The sequence below is a fragment of the Nocardia sp. NPDC052566 genome, assembly GCF_044547285.1.
Lineage (GTDB): Bacteria > Actinomycetota > Actinomycetes > Mycobacteriales > Mycobacteriaceae > Nocardia.
This window is the reverse complement of record NZ_JBIUAF010000001.1, coordinates 423,718-446,078: the sequence shown is the minus strand read 5'-3', so window position 1 is coordinate 446,078 and position 22,361 is coordinate 423,718. Positions and strand designations below refer to the sequence as shown.

The window sequence follows — 22,361 nt, the reverse complement described above, 5'->3', positions numbered from 1 at the left end:
GCACGCGGCGGGTGGGCGACTCTTCTCACCCTGAGCTGTCGGCGCTGTCACACGGCAGCGCCAGCAGAGCGACGACATCGTTGTACGCGAGCGAATCACAGCTCCGGCGATGGTCGGCATCCGGCGCGACCCCGGTGTCCATAGCAATCAGTCGCAATCGCAACGCCGCTGCCGCGAATCGGGAGATCGACTGCCCCGACTCTTCGGCCGCTCGCCTAACGGTTGCGGCCAGTTCCTCGTCCACGGTGATGGTGAGTTGTGTGGTGGCCACCCAGGAACGATAGTCCCGCCGACCTCGCGAATCGATACCCGGGCGGTCGCCTATCCGACTTGTCCGTTTTTTCGGCCGAATCGATGCTCGGCCGCGGTGTCAGGCGGGGTCGATGATGCGGTGCGCCTTGCCCTGGCCGTCGTCGTAGTACTCGCGGACCACACTGCCGTCGATCACGTCGTCGCCATCGATGATGACGCCGCGATACGGCACGGTCGCGGTGACCAGCGGGCCGAACCGGCGTGCCGCCACCGCGGTGACGACCGGGCGGACCAGGAACCGGGTCGGCGGCAGCAGGAGCAGCAGGCCGAGCACCGAGGTGACCAGGCCTGGCACGAACATGAGGAAGCCGCCCGCCGCGACGAGTGCCCCGTCGGCGACGGCGGTACCGGGTGGGATCTCGCCGCGGCCCGCGCGGCGGAACTGTTCGAAGACGCGGCGGCCCTGCGAGCCGATCAGCAGCATGCCCGCGGCGGAGCCCGCGATCAGCAGCAGGATGGCGGGGACGACGCCGAGCCAGCTGCCGACGGCGAACAGCGCGGCGAGCTCGACGACCACGTAGAGCACGAACAGTAGGGCGGGCATGGCGATCCTTTCGGACGATCTACCCCTACCAACGCCCCGGAGTCCGATTTTTCTCCCGATCCCGGCTGACAATCGGCTGAGATCTCAACCGCCCGGCCGCACCAGCCCGGTCTCGTAGGCGAGCACCACCGCTTGGACCCGGTCGCGCAGGCCGAGTTTGGTGAGTACCCGGCCGACGTGGGTCTTGACCGTGGCCTCGGACAGGAACAGCTGTTCGGCGATCTCGGCATTGGACCGGCCCGCGGCGATCTGCTCGAGCACCTCGCGCTCGCGGGCGGTGAGCACATCGAGCACCGCGGGATCGCGCATATGCGTCGGATCCTCGGCGATGAGCCGGTCGAGCAGCCGCTTGGTCACCTTCGGCGATACCACCGCGTCGCCCGCGGCCACGCTGCGGATCGCGGAGACCAGATCCTCCGGCGGCGTGTCCTTCAGCAGGAATCCGCTCGCACCGGCGCGCAGCGCGCCGAGCGCGTGCTCGTCGAGATCGAAGGTCGTCATCACCAGCACCCGGCAGCCGTGGCCCGCCTCGACGATCTGGCCCGCCGCCGTGACGCCGTCGACCACCGGCATCCGCACATCCATCAGCACCACGTCCGGGCGCAGTTCGGCGGATTTGCGCACCGCCTCGGCGCCGTTGGCCGCCTCGCCGATCACCTCGAGGTCGGCGTGTGCGCCGAGCACCATCTTGAGCCCCATGCGCATGAGCTCCTGGTCATCGACGACGAGAACGGTGATCGGCACCCGATCAATCTAGCCTCCGGCGACCGCCGGACGGTGCGCCACATCGCGCCAACCCGGAATCCGATTGCGTCGCAACGGCTATTCGCGATGTTCGGGCGCGAGCGGAATGGTCGCGGACACCCGCCACGCGCCGTCGCCGGTGCGCCCGGCCTCGAGGGTGCCGCCGAGTACCGCCATCCGCTCGCGCATGCCGACCAGGCCGAGGCCGCTGCCGGTGATCCGGTTCGCCTGGCCGGCGTGCACCGGCTCGCCGCCGCTGTCGGTGATCTCGATCAGCACGTCGGTCTCGGTGCGGCGCACGCGAACCCACGCCATCGGATGCGCGCCCGCGTGCCGCAGCGTATTGGTCAGCGACTCCTGCACGATGCGGTGCACGCCGAGGCTGATCTCCGGGCTGATGTCGTCGAGTTCGCCGGTGAGCTCGAGTTCGACGGCGAGACCGGTGCCGCGCATCATCTCGACCACCCTGGCCAGGCCCGCGGTGCCGTGCTGCGGCAACTGTTCCGGCGCGTGCTCGGTGCGCAGCAGCGCGACGGTGCGGCGCAGCTCGCGCAGTGCGTCGCGGCCGGTGGCGGCGATGGTGGTGAGCGCCTGCTCGGCCGCGTCCGGGTTCTGCCGCAGTGCGTATTTCGCGCCGTCGGCCTGCACGATCATCACGCTCACCGCGTGCGCGACGACGTCGTGCAGTTCGCGCGCGATGCGGGTGCGCTCGGCGGCGACCGCGTCGTGCGCGCGGCGCTCCCTGTCGTAGTCGGCGACCGCGAGCCGCGCGGTCACCTCGGCGTCGTAAGCGTGTCGCGCACCGTTGAATTCGGCCAGCGTCCAGCACAGCGCGTAGAGCAGCACGAGGATGCCGAAGGTTTCCCAGACCGGCTGGTGCAGCAGCACGATCGAGATCACGGTGTCGAGCACGAGGCCGAGGACGAACAGCATGCCGTCGCGCCGCCCGACGTAGGCGACCAGCGTGTAGAGCATGATGCCGAGCGCGAGCAGCCCGGCGTGGGTCGTCTTGTCGTTCAGCGCCCAGCCGAGCACCGTGGTGCCGTAGGAGAAGAGCAGGGTGAGCGCGGCCATGATGCGCGGCGACACCCGGCGGAACGCGACGGGGATCGGCAGCGACAGCGCGACGAGCAGGTAGACGACCTTGTTCGTGCTGTTCGCGATGCCGGTCATATCGAGCATCATCAACGCGAACGCCATGATCGAGTCGGCAACGACGGGCTTGCCACGAAGCCACAGACTGAACCTGCGCACGGAGGTCAGCCTAGGTCCGATACCGCGGATGGCGGTGCGCGGCACTCATCCCACGTCTGATTGTCTTGTCGGCGTGGATTTTGCAGACTGGGCGGCCTTGTTGGTCGCCGCGACGGCCGCGGGCTGGGTGGATGCGGTGGTCGGTGGCGGCGGGTTGATCATCCTTCCGACGCTGTTCCTGGTCGCGCCGGGGATTACCCCGCAGACCGCGCTCGGCACCAACAAACTCGCCGCGGTCGCGGGCACCGGCGCCGCGGTGGCCACCTTCGCCAGGAAGGTGCCGATCCGCTGGAAGGTGCTGCTGCCCGCGGCCGCGATCGCGGCGGTGACCGCCGCGACCGGCGCGGCCGCGGTCTCGCTGATCAACCGCGACCTGTTCATCCCGATCGTGATGGTGGTGCTGGTCGGCGTCGCGATCTTCGTGACGGCGCGCCCATCGATCGGCATCACCATGGCCACCCACGCGCCGACCCGGCGCAAGACCATCCTGGTCGTCGCGCTGGCCGCCGGGCTCATCGGCCTGTACGACGGCCTGCTCGGACCTGGTACCGGCACCTTCCTGATCATCACCTTCGCCACGCTGCTCGGCACCGAGTTCGTGCGCGCCGCCGCGATGGCGAAGGTGATCAACTGCGGATCCAACGTCGGCGCGCTGATCTTCTTCGCCGCGACCGGCCACATCCTGTGGGCGCTCGGCCTTTCCATGGCGGTGGCCAATATCGCGGGATCGATCGTCGGCTCGCGCATGGCGCTGAGCAAGGGCGCGGGCTTCGTGCGGATGGTGCTGCTGGTGGTGGTCGTCGTGATGGTGATCCGCCTGGGCTGGCAGCAGTTCTCTGTCTGATTTGCAGCGCCTGCGGCGCTCGTAAGACTCGCACCGTGCGGGTTACGTGTTGCCCAAAAGCACTGCCCGCCGAATCAGGGTGTGGCGTGCTTGGATTCCGCGTGGGTGCACGAGGCGGCCAGCCAGGGTTGCAGTACCCGCGAGGTGGTCTCGTGGATGCGCCGGTGCAGCCGCTCGCCGTCCTCGGCGCCCGCGTGCGGGCTCTGGAACAGCACGGTGAGCGCGCCGGATACCGCGCCGACGACCGCGCCGACCAGTGCGGCGGCGCCGACCTCGTCGAGCTCGGCGGGGAACGCGATGTGCAGCTGGCGCGCGATCTCGCGCTGGGCGAGCAGCTGCGCGTGCGCGGCGCGCCCGCTCACCGCGGGCACGGTGCGCGACACCTGCGCGCGGATACCGGCGATTCTGGCGCCGAGATCGTCGACGAGGTGTTCGCCCGGATTGTCGCCCGCCGCGCGCAACGCGCGCAGCAGCACCTCGACGGGTCGCTCGCCGGGACGGCGGCTGCCGATGGCGGCGACCGCGGCGCGCACCCGCTCGTCCTCCTCGGGGAAGAGCAGCTCTTCCTTGCTGGCGAAGTAGTTGAAGAAGGTCCTGGTGCCGACCTCGGCCACGGCGGCGATGTCGGCCACCGTGGTCTCCTCATAGCCTCTGGTCTCGAAGAGCTCGACGGCTGCCTCGAGCAGGGCTCGGCGGGTACGTTCCCGTTTACGATCGCGGAGGGCGGATGGCGGCACGCGGGCACAGTACGGCATTTCGCAACGTAGATGTGGTAGGCCGGGTTTCGCGCGCGCCGTAGATCAACTAGGCGTACCTCCGCATTCGCTCCGGCCATGCGCAGGTCTGCGGACGGGCTGCGCCCGACAGCGCCCACTGGGCGTAGCCTGAGTGGCGCGCGCCACACCGCATCGCTCTAGCATGGTGTGCGAGTACGCATTTCGTGCATCTTTGCATCGCATGCAAGTTCGCACGGCGTGTAATCGCGATACCGGCACCGCCACCGGACACCGAGCGACTAGCGTTGTCCGGGTGACCACCGCGACTTCCAGGGATGTGGACGCCGAATTCCTTGCCCTCCCACTGAGCTTGCTGGCCGACGCCGCGCTCTCCACCGCCAGGGTGGCCGGGGCCGAGCACGCCGACCTGCGGGTGCACCGACTGGTGACCCAATCCATCCGGCTGCGTGACGGCCGCGTCGAATCGGTCACCGATTCGACCGACCTCGGCTTCGCCGTCCGGGTGATCGTCGACGGCACCTGGGGTTTCGCCTCCCATGCCGCGCTCACCCCCGACACCGCCGCCGAGGTGGCCCGCCGCGCCGTGCACGTCGCCAGGACGCTGCGCGCGCTCAACCGTGAGCACGTCGCGCTCGCCGACGAGCCGCGCTACGCCGACGCGCACTGGGTCTCCGGCTACCGGATCGACCCGTTCGCGGTGCCGACCACCGAGAAGGTCGCACTGCTGCAGGACTATTCGGGACGGCTGGCCGCCGCCGACGGCGTCGACCACGTCACCGCGTCGGTGCTGCAGGTGAAGGAGCAGACCTTCTACGCCGACACCGCGGGCTCCAGGATCACCCAGCAGCGGGTGCGCCTGCATCCGGTGTTCGAGGCCACCGCCGTCGACGCCGCCGCGGGCGGCTTCGAGACGATGCGCACCCTCGCCGCGCCCGCGGGCCGCGGCTGGGAGTACGTCACCGGAGCGGACGGAATCTGGGACTGGGACGGCGAACTCGCGCAGATCCCGGCCTGGCTCGCCGAGAAGATGAAGGCGCCCACGGTGACCGCGGGCCCCACCGATCTGGTGATCGATCCGACCAACCTGTGGCTGACCATTCACGAATCCATCGGCCACGCCACCGAATACGACCGCGCCATCGGCTACGAATCCGCCTACGCGGGAACCTCGTTCGCGACGCCGGACAAACTCGGCACGCTGAAGTACGGCACGCCGATCATGCACGTCACCGGTGACCGCACCCAGGAGTACGGCCTGGCCACCATCGGTTACGACGACGAGGGCGTTGCCGGGCAACGCTGGGATCTGGTGCGCGACGGCATTCTCGTCGGCTACCAGCTCGATCGCGTCTTCGCACCGCGCCTCGGCCTCGACCGCTCCAACGGCTGCTCCTACGCCGATTCGGCGCACCACGTACCGATCCAGCGCATGGCGAACGTCTCGCTGCAGCCGGATCCCGAGCGGGACACCAGCACCGAGGAGCTGATCTCGCGGGTGGACAACGGCATATACATCGTCGGCGACAAGTCGTGGTCGATCGACATGCAGCGCTACAACTTCCAGTTCACCGGGCAGCGGTTCTTCCGCATCCGCGACGGCAAGCTCGACGGCCAGCTGCGCGATGTCGCCTATCAGGCCACCACCACCGACTTCTGGGGTGCGATGGAGGCCGTCGGCGGGCCGTCCACCTGGCGGCTCGGCGGCGCGTTCAACTGCGGCAAGGCACAACCCGGGCAGGTTGCCGCGGTCAGCCACGGCTGCCCGTCGGTTCTGGTGCGCGGCATCAACATTCTGAACACCCGGACGGAGGCGGGGCAGTGAGTTTTATTTCCGCGGGCGATCTGGTCGAGCGGGCGCTCGGGCTGGCGCGCGCCGACGAGACCATCGTGATCGTCACCGACCTGCACGAGGCGTCGCTGCGGTGGGCCGGGAATTCCATGACCACCAACGGATCCTCGGTCTCGCGCGACTGGGCGGTGGTGTCGATCCTGCGCGAGGGCCCGCATTCCGCGCGGGTCGGCAGCGTGCGCGCCACCAGCGTCGACGCGGAGTCGATCGAGGCCGTTGTCCGCGCGAGCGAAGAGGCGGCCCGCTCCGCCGAACCCGCGAAAGACGCCATGCCGCTGCTCGATCCGACGGGTCCGGCCGCCGCGGACTGGGCCGAAGCGCCGGGCAGCACCGATATCGAGGTGTTCTCGGATCTCGCCCGCGATCTGTCCAAGGGCTTCGACGCGGCCGATCGGCTCTACGGCTTCGCCCACCACCGCATCCACACCACCTGGCTCGGCACCTCCACCGGCATCCGGCGCCGCTTCGTGCAGCCGACCGGCACGCTGGAGATCAACGGAAAGCGCGGCGAGGGCAGCGATCTGGCCAGTGCCTGGGTCGGTGTCGGCACGCACGACTTCACCGATGTCGACACACCGGCCATGCTCGCCGAGCTCTCGCGCAGGCTGGACTGGTCGAAGCGGCGGGTCGAGCTGCCCGCGGGCCGCTACGAAACCCTGCTGCCCCCTTCGGCGGTCGCGGATCTGATGATCTACCTGATGTGGACGATGGAGGGCCGCGGCGCACAGGAGGGCCACACCGCCTTCGCCAAGCCGGGCGGCACCAGGGTCGGTGAGCGGCTCACCGATATTCCGCTCACGCTGTACTCCGATCCGGCGGCACGCGGCCTGGAGTTCACCCCGTTCGTCGCGACCGGCAGCTCCTCGGATTCGATCTCGGTCTTCGACAACGGCCTGCCCATCGAGCGGGTCGACTGGCTGCGCGACGGTGTCATCGAATCGCTGGTCTACCCGCGTGCCGCCGCGGCCGAATTCCATACGCCCGTCACGGTTCCCGGCGACAACCTGCTGCTGTCCGGCGGCTCCGGCGCGACGCTGGACGAGATGATCGCGAATACCGAACGCGGGCTGCTGCTGACCACGCTCTGGTACATCCGCGAGGTCGATCCGGCCACGCTGCTGCTCACCGGACTCACCAGGGACGGCGTGTATCTGGTCGAGGACGGCGCGATCACCGGCGCGGTCAACAACTTCCGCTTCAACGAGAGCCCGATCGATCTGCTGCGCCGGGTCAGCGAGGCGGGCGCCACCGAGACCACGCTGCCCCGCGAATGGGGCGACTGGTTCACCCGGACGGCCATGCCGCCGTTGCGAATTCCGGACTTCCACATGTCCTCGGTCAGCCAGGCGACCTGAGCGATTCCGGACAGGAGAACGCCCCCGGCACGAAAGTGCCGGGGGCGTTCCGGTTTTCGGCTACTACCCGGCGGGCGCCGGGGCCGGTGCGGGCGCCGGCGGCGCCTCCTCGACCGGCATGGTGTAACCGACGATCGCACCGAGCAGCGCGCCGAAGACCGCCCCCGGGATGATGCCGATCAGCAGCGGCAGGCCGAGCAGCGCGCCGATCAGCGCACCGATGCCCGCCGACTGCCCCGCGCGCTGCAGGCGCAGGTTGTCGCTGTAGTAGCTGATGACCTTCGCGGGCGCGTCGGTCGCGGCGGCGCCGTTGGTCAGCTCCACCTTGTGGCCGTCCTCGCCGATGGCGGGCGTCAGCGTGACCGTCTTGTCGGCGATCTGGTACGCCAACGGGAAGGTCGCGACCACCGCGCCCTTGTCATCGGAGAGGGTGACCGCGTCGGCGGTCAACCCAAACTTGCCGTTCGCCGTCGTCGCGGCGAGGCTGCGAGTGTCGGAGGCCAGCTCCGCGGAGTAGTTCACCCCGTTCTCGCTCCCCTGTTGCACCAGCATCGGCTTGAACGCCTCGTCGGCCGGTGCGGGCGACCCCTGGGCCGTCCCCGCCGCGATGGCCGTGGCGCCGATCGCCAGCAGCGCGGTCGCCGCGTACTTCTTCATCTTCACTTTTGTACTCCCCTAGTCTCCGGCATCGAGCGGCCGGAACAGGGAACGATAACCCATTTCACCCCGATCAGTTATGTTGGACGCCTTGATATTTCATACACATTCAGGCAAATCCGACATAACAAATGGTCAACGGACCAAGATCGTCGCCGCGGTTCAGGACGCGGGGGTGATCTCGATGCCGATGGTCCCGGACTTGCCGCGGCGCAGCACGCTGCCGAGCACCGTGATCGGACCGAGCACGAAGTACTTGCGCATCAGCAGTTTGCGCACCCGATCGGTTTCGGCGCCGTCGAGAATGCGGCCGGTGCCCTCGACCGCCTCGCCGCGCGGCACGCCGCGCACGGTGCACGGCTGCACCGTCACCGCGGTGTTGCGACGCAGCCGCTTCACCTTCCAGCTGTCGGTGACGGTCCAGACGTAGAGCTTGTCCCTGTCGGCCACCGCCCACAGCGGCGTGCCGACGGGCGTGCCGTCCTTGCGAAACGTGGTCAGCAGCACGTATTCGGCCTTACCGACGGCTCCCAGCGCATTCGTCATGGTGGCAGCGTATCGGGCACACCGCGATTGATCAGTGCAGCGTGCCCGCGGGCACCGCCAGATCCACCTCGGTGTCCAGGCAGGTGCGCAGCACCGCGGTCAGCGCGTCGGCCAGCTGCGGGACGGTCAGCGTCGGCGGCACGTGCACGAAACCGCCACGCAGGCCGGGCCGTTCGGTCGCGATCCGGTGCAGCAGGCCGTAGAAGACATGGTTGCAGACGAAGGTGCCCGCGGAGAACGACACCCGCGCGGGCAGACCGATCGCCTGGACCGCGGCGACCGCGGCCTTGACCGGCAGTCCGGCCAGGTAGGCGGCGGGGCCGCCGGCGACCACCGGACGGTCCACCGGCTGCGCGCCCGCGTTGTCCGGAATCCGGGCGTCGTCGAGGTTGATCGCCACCTTCTCGAGGGTGATGTCGGTCCAGGCCGCCGCGTAACCGACGTTGATCACCAGCTCGGGCCGGTGCTCGGCGATCGCCTCGTCGAGTTCGGTCAGCGCCGCACCGAAGACGCAAGGCAGTTGGGCGGCAACGAGTTCGGCGTCCGCCAGCGGCTGACGCGTGGCCAGCAGCGATGCGACATCCCAGGACGGATTGCGCTCGTCGCCGCCGAACGGCTCGAATCCGGTGATCAGCACGGTGCGCATCAGAACCCCCAGAAGTACATGATAGCGATATTGCATGCGAGCAGCGGAATCGCGGTCGGCAGTTGGGCTTTGATCGGGCCGTAGCGGTCCTTCATCTCCAGCAGCACCGCGGGCACGATATTGAAGTTGGCCGCCATCGGCGTGCACAGTGTCCCGCAGAAGCCGCAGAGCATCCCGACGGCGAAGATCAGCGCCGGATTGCCGTGGTACTGCGCGACGAGCACCGGCCAGCCGATGGCCGCCGTCATCACCGGGAACGCGGCGAACGCGTTACCCATCACGATGGTGAACAGCGCCATGCCGAGGCCGTAGAGCAGCACCGCGGCGAACAGCGAACCGTCCGGCAGTATCGTCCCGAACACCTTGCCGACCTGCTTGCCGACGCCTGCCTTGTCGAAGAGCAGGCCGAGCACGGCGATCAGCTGTGGCAGCAGCAGCGCCCAGCCGATCGACTGCGCCAGCCGCGAACCTTCGCCGAGCGCGACACCGAGCCCGCTGCGCCCGGCCGGGCGCAGCAGCGCCATCGCGGCGACCAGCGCGACGAGCACACCGGCGCCGAGCCCGGTGAGCGTCGGAGTTCCGCTGGCCAGCAACAGCTTTCCGTTCACCTTGATCGAGGCGACCATGGTCGCGAAGACCAGCGCGACCAGCGGGATCAGCAGCGCGGGCACGAACAGCTTGTTGCCGAGCTTCGCGGCGGCGGCTTCGCGCTCCTCGACCGAGGTGGTGTTCTCCGTGGCCTTGCCGAGCGCGCCGGTGCCGCCGAGCAGCCCGACCACGATCACCGCGAGCCCGAGCGGCCACGGCGGCGCCGTCTTGTTCACGACGAAGGTGGAGTAGCAGAAACACATGCCGAGCAGCGCCCAGAACGCGAACGCGCCTGCCCTGCGCGGATTTTCGTGTTGCCGCAGCGCGAACACCGAGATGGTGAAGAAGAAGAGGCCGAGCATCAAGTACAGCCATTCGGCGTTGATCATCGGACCGCCACCGCCTCCGTGCGCCGGGACAGCCAGCTGTCGAGCCACAGCAGGCGCGAGGCGTGAATCGCGTACGCGCAGATGGCCGTCGGAATCGCCCAGCGCGCGATCTCCAGCGCGTCGAGCTGCAAACCGTATGTGGTGCCGACGAATCCGGTGATCAGCAGCACGCTGCCGATCGCGATGAAGATGTCCTCGCCGAAGAACAGGCCGACGGTATCGGCGCTGGCGGAATAGGCCTTCACCCGTTCGATCTGGCGATCGGTCAGCTCGCCGTACTTGCGTTCGGCCGCCGCGAGCGCCATCGGCCCGATCAGCGGTCGCAAGGTCTGTGCGGGACCGAAGATTCCGGTCAGGCCGAGCGCCGCGGTGCCCTGCCTGGCCAGCAGGTAGCCCGCGAGGATCCGGCCCGTGGTGGCCGCTCGAAGTTTGCCGATGAGCTTGCCGGCCTGCTGCTGGAGGCCGAAACGGTCGAGCAGGCCGATCACCGGCAGCGTCACGATGTAGACCGTGACACCGCGGCTGCCCGCGAAGCCGTTGCCGATGCCGTCGAGGATGGCGCCCGGCGTCAGGCCGCCGAGCAGCGCCGTGACGATCCCCGAAACCAGAACGACGAGCATGGGATTGAATCGAAGCGCGAATCCTATGACGACGAGCGCGACACCTATGAAGACGAGCACACATTCTCCGCTGGCAGTGGGACTGATCGAACGGCTGACAGTAAGTTGCGCCGGTCACACCCCGCAAGCGATCGGGAGTTGAGTTAATAGTGTTCAGCTAGTCCGGCATCCGGTATTCGCCCGCCTCGAGCCGCTCGATCATGCCGCCGGTCCACCCGGCCGGATTGTCGAAAACGCTGCCCCACAGTTCCAGCAGATCGGTCGCGTGCGGCGGGGCGTAGCGGCCGGGAAAGTCGCCGGTCATGCCGATTAGCTGGTCGCGCACTTCGGCGCTGCGGCGGCGTTGCTCGCGCAGCTTCTCGAGCACGTGCGCGCGCGGCAGCGCGTCCATGAACGCGATGGCGGCGCCGAGTTCCTCCATGTCGACGCTCACCAGCGCCGCGTCCATCAGCCTGCGGAACTCCGTCTCGCCCGCCGCGGTGAGTTCGAACAGCGTGCGGCCCGGCCCCTGATCACTGCCCTGGGAGCCGAGCGTGCTCAGCTTGCCCTCCTGGGCCAGCTGCCTGAGCGCGTGATAGATCGAACCGGGCTTCACATTCGTCCAGTTCCCGGCGCGCCAGGACAGCAGTTCGCGGCGCACGGCATAGCCGTGGGTGGGCTGACGCAGCCGCAGCACCTTGCTCAGGCGGCGGTCAGCACCCGCGGGGCGCCGTCGGTGATCGCGATCGTGTGTTCGCTGTGCGCGGTGCGCGATCCATCGGCCGACCGGATGGTCCAGCCGTCCGGGTCGGTGACGATGCGGGCGGTGGTGCGGGCGAACCACGGTTCGATGGCGATGGTCAGGCCGGGTCGCAGTGTGAAGCCGCGCCCCGCGCTGCCCGCATTGGGGACGTGCGGGTCCTCGTGCATGGTGCGGCCGAGTCCGTGCCCGCCGAATTCGGTGTTGACCGGATAGCCGTATGCCTTGGCGACCGCCGCGATGGCGGCGGAGATATCGCCGATCCGGTTGCCGGGCAGCGCGACCGCGATGGCGGCGGCCAGCGCCTCTTCGGTCGCCCTGACCAGCCGGACGTCCTCGGCGTCGGGTGTACCGACGATGACGGTGGTCGCCGCATCCGCGACCCAGCCGTCGATGCCGACGGCGAGGTCCATGGTGAGCACGTCACCGTCACACAGCGCGTAGTCGAACGGAAGTCCGTGCAGCACAGCGTCGTTCACCGAAAGGCAGACGGTGTTGCGGAACGGACCGCGCCCGAACGACGGCGCGTAGTCCCAGTAGCACGACTGCGCGCCGCGCTGGCGAATGCGTTCGCGCACATGAGCTTCCAGCTCCAGCAGGTTCACCCCGATGCGCGCGAGGGTGCGCAGCTCGGCGAGCACCTCCCCGACGAACTGCCCGGTCACCGCCATCCGGTCGATTTCGTCCGCGGTCTTCAACTCCACCATCACGCCTCCAGATCGGTATTTTAATACCACGATAACCGCGGAGGTATTTTAATACCAAATCTCGGGTACCCTGGAGCGCATGGTTCGTCTCCCCTTGACCCCCGCCCAGATCGAGGCCGGGCGCCGCCTCGGCTCCGCGCTGCGCGCCGCGCGCGCCGACCGCGACCTCACCGAGGTCGCGCGCGCCGCGGGCATCTCGCCGGAGACGCTGCGCAAGATCGAAACCGGCCGCCTGCCCTCCCCCGCGTTCGGCACCGTGGTGGCGCTGAGCCAGGTGCTCGGGCTGACGCTCGACGAGCTCGCCGACATCTGGCGCTCGGCCGGACTCGCCGCTTCCGCCTAAGCGGCCCGCCACATGAAGCGGTTGTCGACACCGTTGATGTCCGCGCGGTCGACCACTTCGAACCCGAAGCTCTGATACAGCCGGACATTCCGCTCGACATCGGTCTCCAGGTAGGCGGGTATCCGCTGCTCGTCGGCGGTGCCGAGGAACATGGTCAGCATGGTCTTGGCGATGCCCCTGCCCTGATGATCCGGATGCACGCCGATCGGGCCGAGATGCCAATGTGGTTGCGCCGGGTCGTGTTTCGCCATCACCCTGATGGCCGTCGCGGCCCGCGGCAGCGCGGTGCCGAGCAGGCCGAGCATCCGCGGCGCGGTCCGCAGCTTCTCCGCGGCGCTCAGCTGGCAGCGCGGCCATTGCGCGGCATTGAACACCGCGACGACCGCGCCCGCGCGCTCGGCGACGAAAACCTGGGTGAACTTGCGGCCGAGCTTGCCGACGCGCACACCGGAGCGCATGATCCGCTCCGCCTTCACCCGATCGCCGCCCGCGAGGGCGAGGGTGTTCGGGTTGTCGGCGAAGGCAAGCCCGAGTACCTCGCACGCGGCGGCCATATCGGCGGCGACCATCGGCCGGATTCGAATGTCGTCCATGACATCGATGCTCCGCAAGGCTCCGCGATCACGCCCGTCGCCGGTCCGTTCTGGCCGAAATCCTCCACTCGGTGTCCGATTTCCTGCCGATCACGCCTTCTGGGTGATGGCGATGCCGACCGATGCGCCGGCCCCCTTCAACAGCTTGTGCCCGCGCACGGCGACCAGGCCGATGATGCCGTACTTCTTCGCGACCACCCGGCGCACGTGCTCGGTGGCGTCCGGATCGAGCAGGCGCGCGCTGCCCGCGAGCACCTCGTCGCCCTTCGGCTTGCCGCGGCCGTCACAGGCCTGCAGCGTGACATCGGGATTGCGGCGAATCCGCTTGGCCTTCCATGTCTTCGGGGTGGTCCAGATGACGATGCGGTCGCCGTCGGGCGCCACCCACACGGGAGTGCCGACCGGGGTGCCGTCCTTCTTGTAGGTGGTCAGCAGCGCGAAGGAGCTCTTGCTCAAATCGTTCCAAGTCATGCTGAAAACGGTAGGCACCGTCGGCCGGGCGGACATCCGCCCACGGACACATCCGCGGCGTACGTCCCACGGCGTACGCGGCGGCGTGACCGCGCACGCCGCCGCCTTCTCGACGCTAGCGGTACCTGCGGAAGAAGGTCCGCACATCCTCCAGCAGCAGGCGCGGCGTCTCCAGCGCGGCGAAGTGGCCGCCCTCGGCGAATTCGCTGTAGTGCTCGATCTGCTTACCCGGATCGGTCACCCGGCGCATCAGCGGATGGGTGTTGAACACCGCCCAGCCCTGCGGCACCCCCGAGGGCGCCACCCAGTCCAGCCCGGAATGCGCTACCTCCCAAAGGAATTGCGCCGCCGACGCACCACTGCGGGTGAACCAGTAGATGCTGATGGTGGTCAGCAGCAGATCGCGATCCACCGCCTCGCCCGCCGCACGGGACGGATCGGTCCACACGGTGTATTTCTCGGCGACCCAAGACAATTGAGCGATCGGCGAATCGGTCAGCGCGGCCGCGATGGCATTGGGCTGCGTGGTCTGCAACACCAGATACCCCTTCTGCCCATCCCAATTCGCCCGCTGCTCAGCGATAACGGCCAACTCCTCCTCGCTCAGATCGTCCGGCATCGGCAACTGCTCCCCCACCAGCCCGAGCGAACCGCGATCACTGTTCACATGGGTGGCGATCACCCGCTCCGGATACACCGCCGCCAGCCTCCCGGCCACACCCGCCCCGACATCACCGCCCTGCGCGACGAACTTCTCGTAGCCGAGCCTGCTCATCAGCTCCGCGAACGCATCGGTGGTGCGCGCCAACTCCCAACCGGGCGCCGAAAGCGGTACCGAGAACCCGAACCCGGGTAGCGACGGAATCACCACGTGGAACGCATCACCCGGATCACCACCGTGCGCCCGCGGATCACTCAACGGCCCGATCAACTCGAGAAACTCCACCACCGAACTCGGATACCCGTGAGTCAGCAACAGCGGCACCGCATCCGGCTCCGGCGATCGCACATGGAAGAAGTGAATGGTCTGCCCATCAATCTCGGTCACGAACTGATCGAAGGAATTCAGCCTGCGTTCCTGTGCCCGCCAATCGAACCCGTCCCGCCAGTACTCGGCGAGCTCGGCCAGATAGTCCGGCGCGATGCCGCGCGCCCAATCAGATCCGGTGCCCGGCACGGTATCCGGTCGCCGGGTCGCGGTGAGCCTGGACCGGAGATCATCGAGCTCGGCCTGCGGGATGTCGATACGGAAGGGACGAATCGCTGTGTTGGTCATGAGAACTACGTTCCCAACCATTGCGGAAGACTTACTTCCGCAATACACAGCTTCTTTCAGATTCGATTCCTGCGCTCGGCCGACGGGCGCCGCACCGAGGCGACCCACCGCCGATGTTCAGCCGCCTCTTGCGGTTCGGCGCAGAACTCGGTCGGCCCGAACCGAGTCCGGCGTCCGAAACCCCTTTCCCCACTGACCAACTGGGGTTTCACCGAGCCGACACGTCGGCTTAATGTCCGACCATCGGGAATTCATCCGTCCCTCTGGAGGAGCCGACATGCCCCGAATCTTCCGCCGTGTCAGAACCGGCCCTATTATCGCCGCAGCCGCCACCGTACCTCTCGTGCTCTCGCTGGCGCTGACGGGTTCGGCGTACGCCGAACCCGGCGCACCGCCCGAGCGACAACTGGCCGACTCGATCCAAGCGCCGAACATCAACCAGCACCTGGAGAAATTCCAGGCCATCGCCAACGCCAACGGCCGCACCCGCGCCGCGGGCACATCCGGCTACGACGCCTCCCGCGACTACGTGGCCGGAGAACTACGCCGCGCGGGCTACCAGGTGACCCTGCAGCCGTTCACCTTCCAGTCCTTCCGGGAACGGACGACGGCGGTCATGGAACAGGTCTCATCGGGCCGCACTACGTACAAACCGACCCCGCCGGGCCACAGCGAACTCAGCGACTTCGCCACCCTGACCTATTCGGGCTCGGGCGAGGCGCGGGCAACGGTCCAGGGCGTCGACCTGACCCTGCCGCCCGGTCCGCAGCCGAACACCTCGACCTCCGGTTGTGAGGCCGCGGACTTCGCCGGTTTCACCCGCGGCAATATCGCCCTGATTCAGCGCGGCAGTTGCACCTTCGCCGACAAGGCCCGAAACGCCCAGGCCGCAGGGGCTTCGGGCGTGATCATCTTCAACGAGGGGCAGTCCGGCCGTACCGACACCTTTACCGAGGCTCTCGACGAGACCGGCGTCACCGTCCCGGTGGTCGGCGCGAGCTTCGCCGTCGGCAGTGGCCTCGCCGCCTCGGCGGACACGGTCATCCGGCTGAAGACCGACACCGAGGCCATCCCCGCCACGACCCACAACGTGCTGGCGGAGAGCAAGCAAGGCAACGCCGACAAGGTCGTGATGGCGGGGGCGCACCTCGACTCCGTGCGCGCCGGGGCGGGCATCAACGACAACGGTTCCGGCAGCGCGGGACTGCTCGAGGTCGCACTGCAGATGGCCACCTTCCAGCCGAAGAACAAGATCAGGTTCGCCTGGTGGGGTGCCGAGGAACTCGGCCTGCTCGGCTCCAAGTACTACGTGTCGAACCTGCCCCAGACCGACCGCGACAAGATCGGGCTCTATCTCAACTTCGACATGATCGGTTCGACGAACTTCGCGTACAAGATCTACAACGGCAGCAGCGGACCGGCCGGTTCCGCCGCGATCGAGCAGAACTTCAACCGCTACTTCGACTCCCGAAACCTCCCGCACGTCCGCACGGCCCTCGACGGCCGCTCGGACTATGGCCCGTTCATGAGGGCCGATATCCCGGTCGGCGGCCTGTTCACCGGTGCGGAGGGCACCAAGACACGCCAGGAACAGCAGATGTTCGGCGGCCAGGCCGGCCGCCCCTACGACCCCTGCTACCACCGCTCCTGCGATACCACCGCCAACATCAACGACAAGGCGATGACCGTGAACACCGGCGCGATCGCCGACGCGGTGCAAACCTACGCCGCCAGCGATGACCTGCCCGGCCGCGACGTGGCGGCGCAGTCCGCCCCGAGCACCGAGGAACAGCCCGCGCAGCAGTAACGACGGCTACGACCTGGTTGGGGGCGGGCACATGCCCGCCCCCAACCATCTCTGAAACACAGGCTGGCCCGGCCGCGAGCGGCCGCCGAGGATGTTTCGACTCGACGGTCGGTTTTCGATGAGGTGTTCGCCCGGGTGGCGACGCTACAAGAACTACGCCCGCCAACTACGCCCCATCGAGAGTAGTTGCACCACAATGAAATACAACTCTCGCGCTGAGCGTCAGCAGCGATGGCGACACGAGCTTCGGACACGCTACCGCGACTACGACTTCGGTGCGAGAATCGTGGTCGGGTCGGGCCGAGCCTAAGGATGATGCGCTATGTCAGCAGCCAGGAAATCCGTTCGGTCTCTCGTCATCACCGCTGTGGGGGCTTTCGCAATGACTGCCCCTGCCCTCGCGGCGGCTGAGCCTTTCGTGATCCAGCCCACGACGCCGATCTCACCCGCCTGCATCCACCCGCTGCCGACGGCGAGCGCCGACGCCACGGCCGAGAGCATCACATATCAGCTCTTCCCGGACGGGGGGTATCCCCCAGGGCCGTCGGGTGCAGGCGTGGTGTGGATCAACCCCGGAGCCTCGCTCGCGTTGGGCTTTCCGTACATCGGTGGCGCCGAGCTCGAAAGGCACAGTCCCAGCGTTCCGATTGCCGACCAACGCACCGGCCCCGGCCTCGTTCTGAGTTTCATGAGCGGAACCTTTTTGAACGACCACGGTGAGCGCTGTCCCATGATTCCAGGCATGACCTTCTCGGTCGTTCCGGCTGCTCCCCCTGGACCACCGCCTCCACTGGAATAGCCCACCATTCGACGGCAGTGATCGTCATCGGCTGGTCGGTGGGCGGCGCAATCGGACTCTTCTTCATCGGACAGGCCTCGAGCGGCGCCAGTCAAGACTCCCAATCCCCTGGCGCCGCAATCCTGTTCACCTCAACACTCATCGCATTGGCAGTGGTGAACCGCGATACGCCGGTCACCGTGACGACCGGCGTGGTGGAACCTCAGGGACGTCCGATGAGGGGGACGAAGCGGCCGACTGTGTGGAGGTATCGGCGGTAAGTGTGGCCGTGGGTGCGGGTGAGGTAGGGCTCTTCGACGATGCGGACCTGCAGTTCGATCGCGGTGATGAGCAGGGTGAGGGCGATGAGGGACAGGGGGTTGGGGACCATGAGGACGATTCCGGTCGCGAAGATGCTCATGGCGGTGAAGATGGGGTTGCGGACGAGGGCGAAAACGCCGTCGCGCACCAGTGATGTCGTTTCGCTGGCGTCGACCCCGATCCGCCAGGAATCGCCCATGTCTCGCTGCGCGTAGACGGTCGCCGCGATGCCCGCGACGGCGAGCAACACGCCGAGCACCCCGATCCAGCTCGCGTCGATCGGACTGATCGGAGCCAGGATTCCGGCGAGTTGCAGTGCGGGAGCGCCGATTCCGGTGATGATCGCGGCGACGAACGCGATCCCCGCGAACCATTCCGCGGAGCCGGGGCGTCCGGAGATGCCGCGGAATCCGGTGGATCCGGTGCGGCGATGCTGCTGCCAGCTGCGCCAGCCGAAACCGGCGGCGGCGAAGACGGCGTAGAGGATGAGCGCGGCCAAGGCCATGAGCGTGGTCCCTTTGCTGGTGCGGAAGTGCTTGTGACGCACCACCAAACATATAAACATATTGCTATGTATGCAATGGGTTGGCGGCGCGCGCACTCGGAGCCACGTTGTATGCCGAGACTCCACAAGACGACCTGGCAGACAGATTCGCCTGCGGTGTGAGTCGGCCGATGCGGATCGTGCAGGCGCTAGACGATCTCGAAATCTCCTGCGGCGGTCGATGCTTCGATGGTGTCGTCGCCGATGCGGAGTATGGCGGGTTCATCGGCGGTGTAGCGCGGCCAGTTCGGGAGGCCGGGGTGGTGGGGATCGCCGGTGCGGGTGAAGGCGATCCAGGCGGGATGGAGGGCGGCGGTGACGCGGTGGACTACGCCGGGGGCGAGGTTGTGGACGAAAGGTGCTGCGGCCCAGCGGTTCAGGTTGGCGAAGGTGAAGGGGAGATCGAGGCAGTGGGGTGCGCCGAGGGTGCCGCCGCGCAGGGGTGTGGTCACCTCGAATTGGTAGGCGTGGACGGGGCGCGATGTTGCCCGTGCCCGGACGAATTGGAGGCAGGAGTCGCGGAAGAACTCGTCGGTGACGATGCGGGAGACGAGGTCGACGATGCGCGCGCCGGGATCGGCCGTCGCGTACTTGTCGTAGACGGCGCCCGCTCGATCGCCGTGGGTGCGGTCCAGCCAGGCGCGGACGTCCGCCGTGGTGGCCGTGTCGTAGCGCGGGTCCATGCCGAAGGCGAAGGTGGCCTCGTTCTCGGTCCAGCCGATCAGCAGGTCGATATCGGTATCGATCAGCGCCTGCATCGGATGTGCCGGCATGGTCGCCGCGTCGAGCATCGGATAGAAGGCAAGGCCCCACTGCCCGAAGGACGCGGACCGGGCGAGCACCCCTGCCGTGCCCGCGACGAGGCGCTCCCACGGTTCGTCGCGCAGCGCCTCGATGTCGTCATGGCCGAGTTCGCGGGCCAGTGCCACGGTCCGCTCCAGCGCGGTCTCCGGTGTCTGCATGTCGACGCCGAAGGCCGGGCTTTGCAGAACGCCGCGCTGGAACAGGCCGCGTGCCTCCGGATGCTGTGCGAGCGCGGCGATGGCCAGGCCGCCACCGGAATGGCCGACGAGGGTGATCGCGGCCGGGTCGCCGCCGAATGCGGCGACGTTGTCGACGATCCAGCGCAGTGCGGCCACCTGATCGCTGAGCCAGACATTGGCGTCGCCGAGTCCGGCGAGGAAGCCGAACGCGCCGACCCGGTAGTTGATCGAGATCGCGACGACGTCTCCGTCGCTGGCGAAGGTGTCCCCGGCGTAGGTCGCCAAATTACCTGAGCCGGTGACGAATCCGCCGCCGTGGATGAAGACGAGCACCGGCCTGCGCAGGTCGTCGACGGCCGGTGTCCACAGGTTCAGCGTCAGGCAGTCCTCGGCGAACGGCGGATCGCCGTGCGTGCCGAGCATCGGCTGGCTGCCGGGCCGCCACGGTTGCGGCACCGACGGGCCGTATGCGGTCGCGTCGCGGACGCCCGCCCAGCCGGGATGCGGCCGGGCCGAGCGCCACCGGAGCGGGCCGACCGGCGGCTCGGCGTACGGTACGCCGAGGAAGGCGAGCACATCCTCCTCGGCGCGGCCGCGCACCACGCCCGCGGTGGTCTTGGCGGTCGGTTGCTCGATCATGGTCTTCTCCAAGGGATTCGGCGCGTCACACGACGCAGGATCTGGTGTTGCCTGCTCGGAATCACTGCGGTGGCCTCGATCTCCACCTTCGCGCGCTTTTCCACCAGCCTGGCCACTTCGACGGCGGTCATCGCCGCGTGATAGCAGCCGACCAGCTCACGGAACGCGTCGCCGATCTCACGCTGTGACCCCAGGTATTCCTCGACATCGGTGACGTACCAGGTCATCCGGACGATATCGGCCGGTGCGGCGCCCGCCTGTTCGAGCACGGCGAGCATGTTCGACAGCGCAAGACGCGCTTGGCCCGCCATATCGTCGCTGGGAAACCGCCCTTCGGTGTCCCAGCCGACCATGCCCGCGACGAACACCAGCTCGCCGCGCGCCGCGACCCCGTTGGTGTAGCCGCGCGGCGGCGGCCAGCCCGGCGGTTGCAGCAGCCTCATCGCATGACCTCCGGTTCGGTGGTGCGCAGCCGGAACCGTTGGAGTTTGCCGGTTTCGGTGCGCGGCAAGGATTCTCGGAACGCGACCTGGCGCGGGTATTTGTACGGTGCGACGCTCTGCTTGACGAATTCCTGTAGCCGCGTCGCCATCTCCGCATCGGCCGGGTGACCGTCGTGCAGTACCACGAATGCCTTGACCACCTGCGCTCGCTCCTCGTCCGGTACGCCGATCACCGCGCATTCGGCCACGGCCGGGTGGGCGAGCAGCGCCTCCTCCACCTCGGGCGCGGCGATGTTGTAGCCGGCCGAGATGATCATGTCGTCGGTGCGCGCCTGATAGTGGAAGTAGCCGTCCGCGTCGATCAGGTACGAATCACCGGTGAGATTCCACCCGTCGCGGACATAGTCGGTCTGCCGGTCGTCGGCGAGATAGCGGCACCCGGTGGGGCCCTGCACGGCGAGCCTGCCCACCGTGCCCCGCGGTACCGGCCGACCCGCCTCGTCGACCACGCGCGCGCGATAGCCGGGTACCGGCATTCCGGTGGCCCCCGGGCGCGTGTGGTCCTCGTCGGCGGAGATGAAGATGTGCAGCATCTCGGTCGCGCCGATGCCGTCGATGATCTCGATACCGGTCGCCGCGCGCCACTGCGCCCTGGTCGCCGCGGGCAGCGCCTCACCGGCCGAAACGCATTTGCGCAGTGCGGTACTCCCCGCGGCGACGCCGCGCCCGAGCAGCGCCCGATACGACGTCGGCGCGGTGACGAGGACGGTCGCGCCGAATTCCTGGATGGCGCCGGACAATTGCGCGGGCCCGGCCTGTTCGAGCAGCACCGCCGACGCGCCGACGGCCATCGGGAACAGCAGCAGCCCACCGAGTCCGAAGGTGAACGCCAGTGGCGGACTGCCGATGAACACGTCCGCGGCGCGTGGCCGCAGTACGTGGCGGGGAAAGCAGGTGCAGATGGCCATGACGTCGCGGTGGAAGTGCATGGTCGCCTTGGGCACACCGGTGGTGCCCGAGGTGAACGCGATCAGGCAGACGTCGTCGGCTGCGGTCGCAATGGCGTCGAAGTGCTTGGGCTCCAACTCCATTGCCGCCTCCAACCCCGCGCCGTCGGTGCTGTGCGAGTCGAAGTAGCGGATCTGGCGCAATCCCGCGTTCGTCACCGCGGTATCGCGCAACTCCGCGGCCAGCGCCGCATCGCACAGCGCGTGCGTGATTCGCGCCTTCGCCACGATCTGCGTCAATTCCTTGGCCCGCAGCAGCGGCATCGTCGTGACCGCGATACCGCCCGCCTTGACCACCGCGAACCAGCAGGCCGCCAGCATCGGATTGTTGGGGGCGCGCAACAGCACTCGGTTACCCGGGACGAGACCCATCTGGTCCACCAGCACGCCCGCGATGCGATTCGCCTTCTCCCACAGGTCGGCGTAGGTCCACACCAGCCCGCCAGGGGCCCGGATGCAGACCCGATCACCACTCCCCTGCGCCACCTGCCGGTCCAAGAGTTCGGCCGCGCAGTTGAGCCGGTCTGGGAACCGCAGCTCGGGGAGATCGAAGACGAGTTCCGGCCACTGATCCACCGGCGGCAGGTGGTCGCGGGCGAAGGTGTCGATATGCGCACTGCTCATG

Annotated in this window: 24 protein-coding genes; 5 read left to right on the top strand and 19 right to left on the bottom strand. The window is 68.3% G+C overall.

What is annotated here, in order from left to right; all coding sequences use genetic code 11:
• Positions 1 to 25: 25 nt before the first annotated feature.
• The 4 genes from ACIG5A_RS02030 to ACIG5A_RS02015 all read right to left on the bottom strand — a co-directional run bounded on the left by ACIG5A_RS02030 (position 26) and on the right by ACIG5A_RS02015 (position 2,854).
• Positions 26 to 271 (bottom strand): ribbon-helix-helix protein, CopG family, encoded by a 246-nt coding sequence (locus ACIG5A_RS02030; protein WP_397236689.1) that lies wholly within the window; start codon positions 269 to 271, stop codon positions 26 to 28.
• 99 nt (positions 272 to 370) lie between these two features.
• Positions 371 to 856, bottom strand: coding sequence for an FxsA family protein (locus ACIG5A_RS02025; protein WP_397236687.1), 486 nt, complete (start codon positions 854 to 856; stop codon positions 371 to 373).
• Between the two features lie 84 nt (positions 857 to 940).
• Positions 941 to 1,600: a response regulator gene (locus ACIG5A_RS02020; protein WP_397236685.1), complete on the bottom strand. Its 660-nt coding sequence runs from the start codon at positions 1,598 to 1,600 to the stop codon at positions 941 to 943.
• A 78-nt stretch (positions 1,601 to 1,678) separates the two neighbouring features.
• Positions 1,679 to 2,854 (bottom strand): sensor histidine kinase, encoded by a 1,176-nt coding sequence (locus tag ACIG5A_RS02015; RefSeq protein ID WP_397236683.1) that lies wholly within the window; start codon positions 2,852 to 2,854, stop codon positions 1,679 to 1,681.
• Between the two features lie 73 nt (positions 2,855 to 2,927).
• Here ACIG5A_RS02015 and ACIG5A_RS02010 point away from each other — a divergent pair, with 73 nt between their 5' ends.
• Positions 2,928 to 3,698, top strand: coding sequence for a TSUP family transporter (locus tag ACIG5A_RS02010; protein ID WP_397236681.1), 771 nt, complete (start codon positions 2,928 to 2,930; stop codon positions 3,696 to 3,698).
• A 74-nt stretch (positions 3,699 to 3,772) separates the two neighbouring features.
• Here the strand turns inward: ACIG5A_RS02010 and ACIG5A_RS02005 are convergent, their stop codons facing one another.
• Positions 3,773 to 4,435 carry a TetR/AcrR family transcriptional regulator gene (locus ACIG5A_RS02005; RefSeq protein ID WP_397236679.1) on the bottom strand — a complete coding sequence of 221 codons (663 nt, stop codon included), beginning with the start codon at positions 4,433 to 4,435 and terminating at the stop codon, positions 3,773 to 3,775.
• 292 nt (positions 4,436 to 4,727) lie between these two features.
• On the opposite strand from ACIG5A_RS02005, the gene ACIG5A_RS02000 reads away from it, so the two are divergent.
• Both ACIG5A_RS02000 and ACIG5A_RS01995 read left to right on the top strand, forming a co-directional pair.
• Complete coding sequence (locus ACIG5A_RS02000; protein WP_397236677.1) at positions 4,728 to 6,257, top strand: TldD/PmbA family protein; 1,530 nt, start codon at positions 4,728 to 4,730, stop codon at positions 6,255 to 6,257.
• Positions 6,254 to 7,639: a metallopeptidase TldD-related protein gene (locus ACIG5A_RS01995; protein ID WP_397236675.1), complete on the top strand. Its 1,386-nt coding sequence runs from the start codon at positions 6,254 to 6,256 to the stop codon at positions 7,637 to 7,639. Before ACIG5A_RS02000 ends, ACIG5A_RS01995 begins: the two co-directional genes overlap by 4 nt.
• Positions 7,640 to 7,702: 63 nt before the next feature.
• On the opposite strand, the gene ACIG5A_RS01990 is transcribed toward ACIG5A_RS01995, so the two are convergent.
• The 7 genes from ACIG5A_RS01990 to map form a co-directional block, all read right to left on the bottom strand.
• Positions 7,703 to 8,296, bottom strand: a complete 594-nt coding sequence (locus ACIG5A_RS01990) for a hypothetical protein (protein WP_397236673.1) — start codon at positions 8,294 to 8,296, stop codon at positions 7,703 to 7,705.
• 162 nt (positions 8,297 to 8,458) lie between these two features.
• Positions 8,459 to 8,842 carry a PPOX class F420-dependent oxidoreductase gene (locus ACIG5A_RS01985; protein WP_397236671.1) on the bottom strand — a complete coding sequence of 128 codons (384 nt, stop codon included), beginning with the start codon at positions 8,840 to 8,842 and terminating at the stop codon, positions 8,459 to 8,461.
• A gap of 31 nt (positions 8,843 to 8,873) precedes the next feature.
• Positions 8,874 to 9,488: a pyroglutamyl-peptidase I gene (pcp, locus tag ACIG5A_RS01980; RefSeq protein WP_397236669.1), complete on the bottom strand. Its 615-nt coding sequence runs from the start codon at positions 9,486 to 9,488 to the stop codon at positions 8,874 to 8,876.
• Positions 9,488 to 10,465 (bottom strand): DUF979 domain-containing protein, encoded by a 978-nt coding sequence (locus tag ACIG5A_RS01975; RefSeq protein WP_397236667.1) that lies wholly within the window; start codon positions 10,463 to 10,465, stop codon positions 9,488 to 9,490. Before ACIG5A_RS01975 ends, pcp begins: the two co-directional genes overlap by 1 nt.
• Complete coding sequence (locus tag ACIG5A_RS01970) at positions 10,462 to 11,145, bottom strand: DUF969 domain-containing protein (protein WP_397236665.1); 684 nt, start codon at positions 11,143 to 11,145, stop codon at positions 10,462 to 10,464. Before ACIG5A_RS01970 ends, ACIG5A_RS01975 begins: the two co-directional genes overlap by 4 nt.
• Positions 11,146 to 11,242: 97 nt before the next feature.
• Complete coding sequence (locus ACIG5A_RS01965) at positions 11,243 to 11,761, bottom strand: PadR family transcriptional regulator (RefSeq protein ID WP_397236663.1); 519 nt, start codon at positions 11,759 to 11,761, stop codon at positions 11,243 to 11,245.
• 5 nt (positions 11,762 to 11,766) lie between these two features.
• The gene (gene map / locus ACIG5A_RS01960) at positions 11,767 to 12,531 is read right to left on the bottom strand and encodes a type I methionyl aminopeptidase (RefSeq protein WP_397236661.1); all 765 of its coding nucleotides are present in this window, start codon (positions 12,529 to 12,531) and stop codon (positions 11,767 to 11,769) included.
• Positions 12,532 to 12,610: 79 nt separating this feature from the next.
• Here map and ACIG5A_RS01955 point away from each other — a divergent pair, with 79 nt between their 5' ends.
• A complete protein-coding gene (locus ACIG5A_RS01955; RefSeq protein ID WP_397236659.1) occupies positions 12,611 to 12,874 on the top strand; it encodes a helix-turn-helix transcriptional regulator in 264 nt (87 codons plus the stop codon).
• Here ACIG5A_RS01955 and ACIG5A_RS01950 read toward each other — a convergent pair.
• From ACIG5A_RS01950 to ACIG5A_RS01940, 3 genes are all read right to left on the bottom strand, one after another.
• Positions 12,871 to 13,467, bottom strand: a complete 597-nt coding sequence (locus ACIG5A_RS01950; protein ID WP_397236657.1) for a GNAT family N-acetyltransferase — start codon at positions 13,465 to 13,467, stop codon at positions 12,871 to 12,873. The genes ACIG5A_RS01955 and ACIG5A_RS01950 overlap by 4 nt on opposite strands.
• 90 nt (positions 13,468 to 13,557) lie before the next feature.
• Positions 13,558 to 13,938, bottom strand: a complete 381-nt coding sequence (locus tag ACIG5A_RS01945; RefSeq protein ID WP_397236655.1) for a PPOX class F420-dependent oxidoreductase — start codon at positions 13,936 to 13,938, stop codon at positions 13,558 to 13,560.
• 115 nt (positions 13,939 to 14,053) lie between these two features.
• Positions 14,054 to 15,214: an epoxide hydrolase family protein gene (locus ACIG5A_RS01940; protein ID WP_397236653.1), complete on the bottom strand. Its 1,161-nt coding sequence runs from the start codon at positions 15,212 to 15,214 to the stop codon at positions 14,054 to 14,056.
• A gap of 343 nt (positions 15,215 to 15,557) precedes the next feature.
• On the opposite strand from ACIG5A_RS01940, the gene ACIG5A_RS01935 reads away from it, so the two are divergent.
• The gene (locus tag ACIG5A_RS01935; protein ID WP_397236651.1) at positions 15,558 to 17,021 is read left to right on the top strand and encodes a M28 family metallopeptidase; all 1,464 of its coding nucleotides are present in this window, start codon (positions 15,558 to 15,560) and stop codon (positions 17,019 to 17,021) included.
• A gap of 1,001 nt (positions 17,022 to 18,022) precedes the next feature.
• Here ACIG5A_RS01935 and ACIG5A_RS01930 read toward each other — a convergent pair.
• The 4 genes from ACIG5A_RS01930 to ACIG5A_RS01915 all read right to left on the bottom strand — a co-directional run bounded on the left by ACIG5A_RS01930 (position 18,023) and on the right by ACIG5A_RS01915 (position 22,360).
• Positions 18,023 to 18,625 carry a methyltransferase family protein gene (locus tag ACIG5A_RS01930; RefSeq protein ID WP_397238776.1) on the bottom strand — a complete coding sequence of 201 codons (603 nt, stop codon included), beginning with the start codon at positions 18,623 to 18,625 and terminating at the stop codon, positions 18,023 to 18,025.
• Positions 18,626 to 18,813: 188 nt separating this feature from the next.
• Entirely contained in the window at positions 18,814 to 20,286 is a 1,473-nt protein-coding gene (locus ACIG5A_RS01925) for a carboxylesterase/lipase family protein (RefSeq protein WP_397236649.1), read from the bottom strand.
• A complete protein-coding gene (locus ACIG5A_RS01920; protein ID WP_397236647.1) occupies positions 20,283 to 20,729 on the bottom strand; it encodes a RidA family protein in 447 nt (148 codons plus the stop codon). Before ACIG5A_RS01920 ends, ACIG5A_RS01925 begins: the two co-directional genes overlap by 4 nt.
• Positions 20,726 to 22,360: an AMP-binding protein gene (locus tag ACIG5A_RS01915; protein WP_397236645.1), complete on the bottom strand. Its 1,635-nt coding sequence runs from the start codon at positions 22,358 to 22,360 to the stop codon at positions 20,726 to 20,728. Before ACIG5A_RS01915 ends, ACIG5A_RS01920 begins: the two co-directional genes overlap by 4 nt.
• Position 22,361 lies beyond the last annotated feature (1 nt).

Coding starts and splice junctions, on each gene's coding strand:
- ACIG5A_RS02025 (WP_397236687.1), bottom strand. CDS start 856: ATGCCCGCCCTACTGTTCGTGCTCTACGTGGTCGTCGAGCTCGCCGCG.
- ACIG5A_RS01990 (WP_397236673.1), bottom strand. CDS start 8,296: ATGAAGAAGTACGCGGCGACCGCGCTGCTGGCGATCGGCGCCACGGCC.
- ACIG5A_RS01985 (WP_397236671.1), bottom strand. CDS start 8,842: ATGACGAATGCGCTGGGAGCCGTCGGTAAGGCCGAATACGTGCTGCTG.
- pcp (WP_397236669.1), bottom strand. CDS start 9,488: ATGCGCACCGTGCTGATCACCGGATTCGAGCCGTTCGGCGGCGACGAG.
- ACIG5A_RS01975 (WP_397236667.1), bottom strand. CDS start 10,465: ATGATCAACGCCGAATGGCTGTACTTGATGCTCGGCCTCTTCTTCTTC.
- map (WP_397236661.1), bottom strand. CDS start 12,531: ATGGTGGAGTTGAAGACCGCGGACGAAATCGACCGGATGGCGGTGACC.
- ACIG5A_RS01955 (WP_397236659.1), top strand. CDS start 12,611: ATGGTTCGTCTCCCCTTGACCCCCGCCCAGATCGAGGCCGGGCGCCGC.
- ACIG5A_RS01950 (WP_397236657.1), bottom strand. CDS start 13,467: ATGGACGACATTCGAATCCGGCCGATGGTCGCCGCCGATATGGCCGCC.
- ACIG5A_RS01945 (WP_397236655.1), bottom strand. CDS start 13,938: ATGACTTGGAACGATTTGAGCAAGAGCTCCTTCGCGCTGCTGACCACC.
- ACIG5A_RS01940 (WP_397236653.1), bottom strand. CDS start 15,214: ATGACCAACACAGCGATTCGTCCCTTCCGTATCGACATCCCGCAGGCC.
- ACIG5A_RS01930 (WP_397238776.1), bottom strand. CDS start 18,625: ATGGCCTTGGCCGCGCTCATCCTCTACGCCGTCTTCGCCGCCGCCGGT.
- ACIG5A_RS01925 (WP_397236649.1), bottom strand. CDS start 20,286: ATGATCGAGCAACCGACCGCCAAGACCACCGCGGGCGTGGTGCGCGGC.
- ACIG5A_RS01920 (WP_397236647.1), bottom strand. CDS start 20,729: ATGAGGCTGCTGCAACCGCCGGGCTGGCCGCCGCCGCGCGGCTACACC.
- ACIG5A_RS01915 (WP_397236645.1), bottom strand. CDS start 22,360: ATGAGCAGTGCGCATATCGACACCTTCGCCCGCGACCACCTGCCGCCG.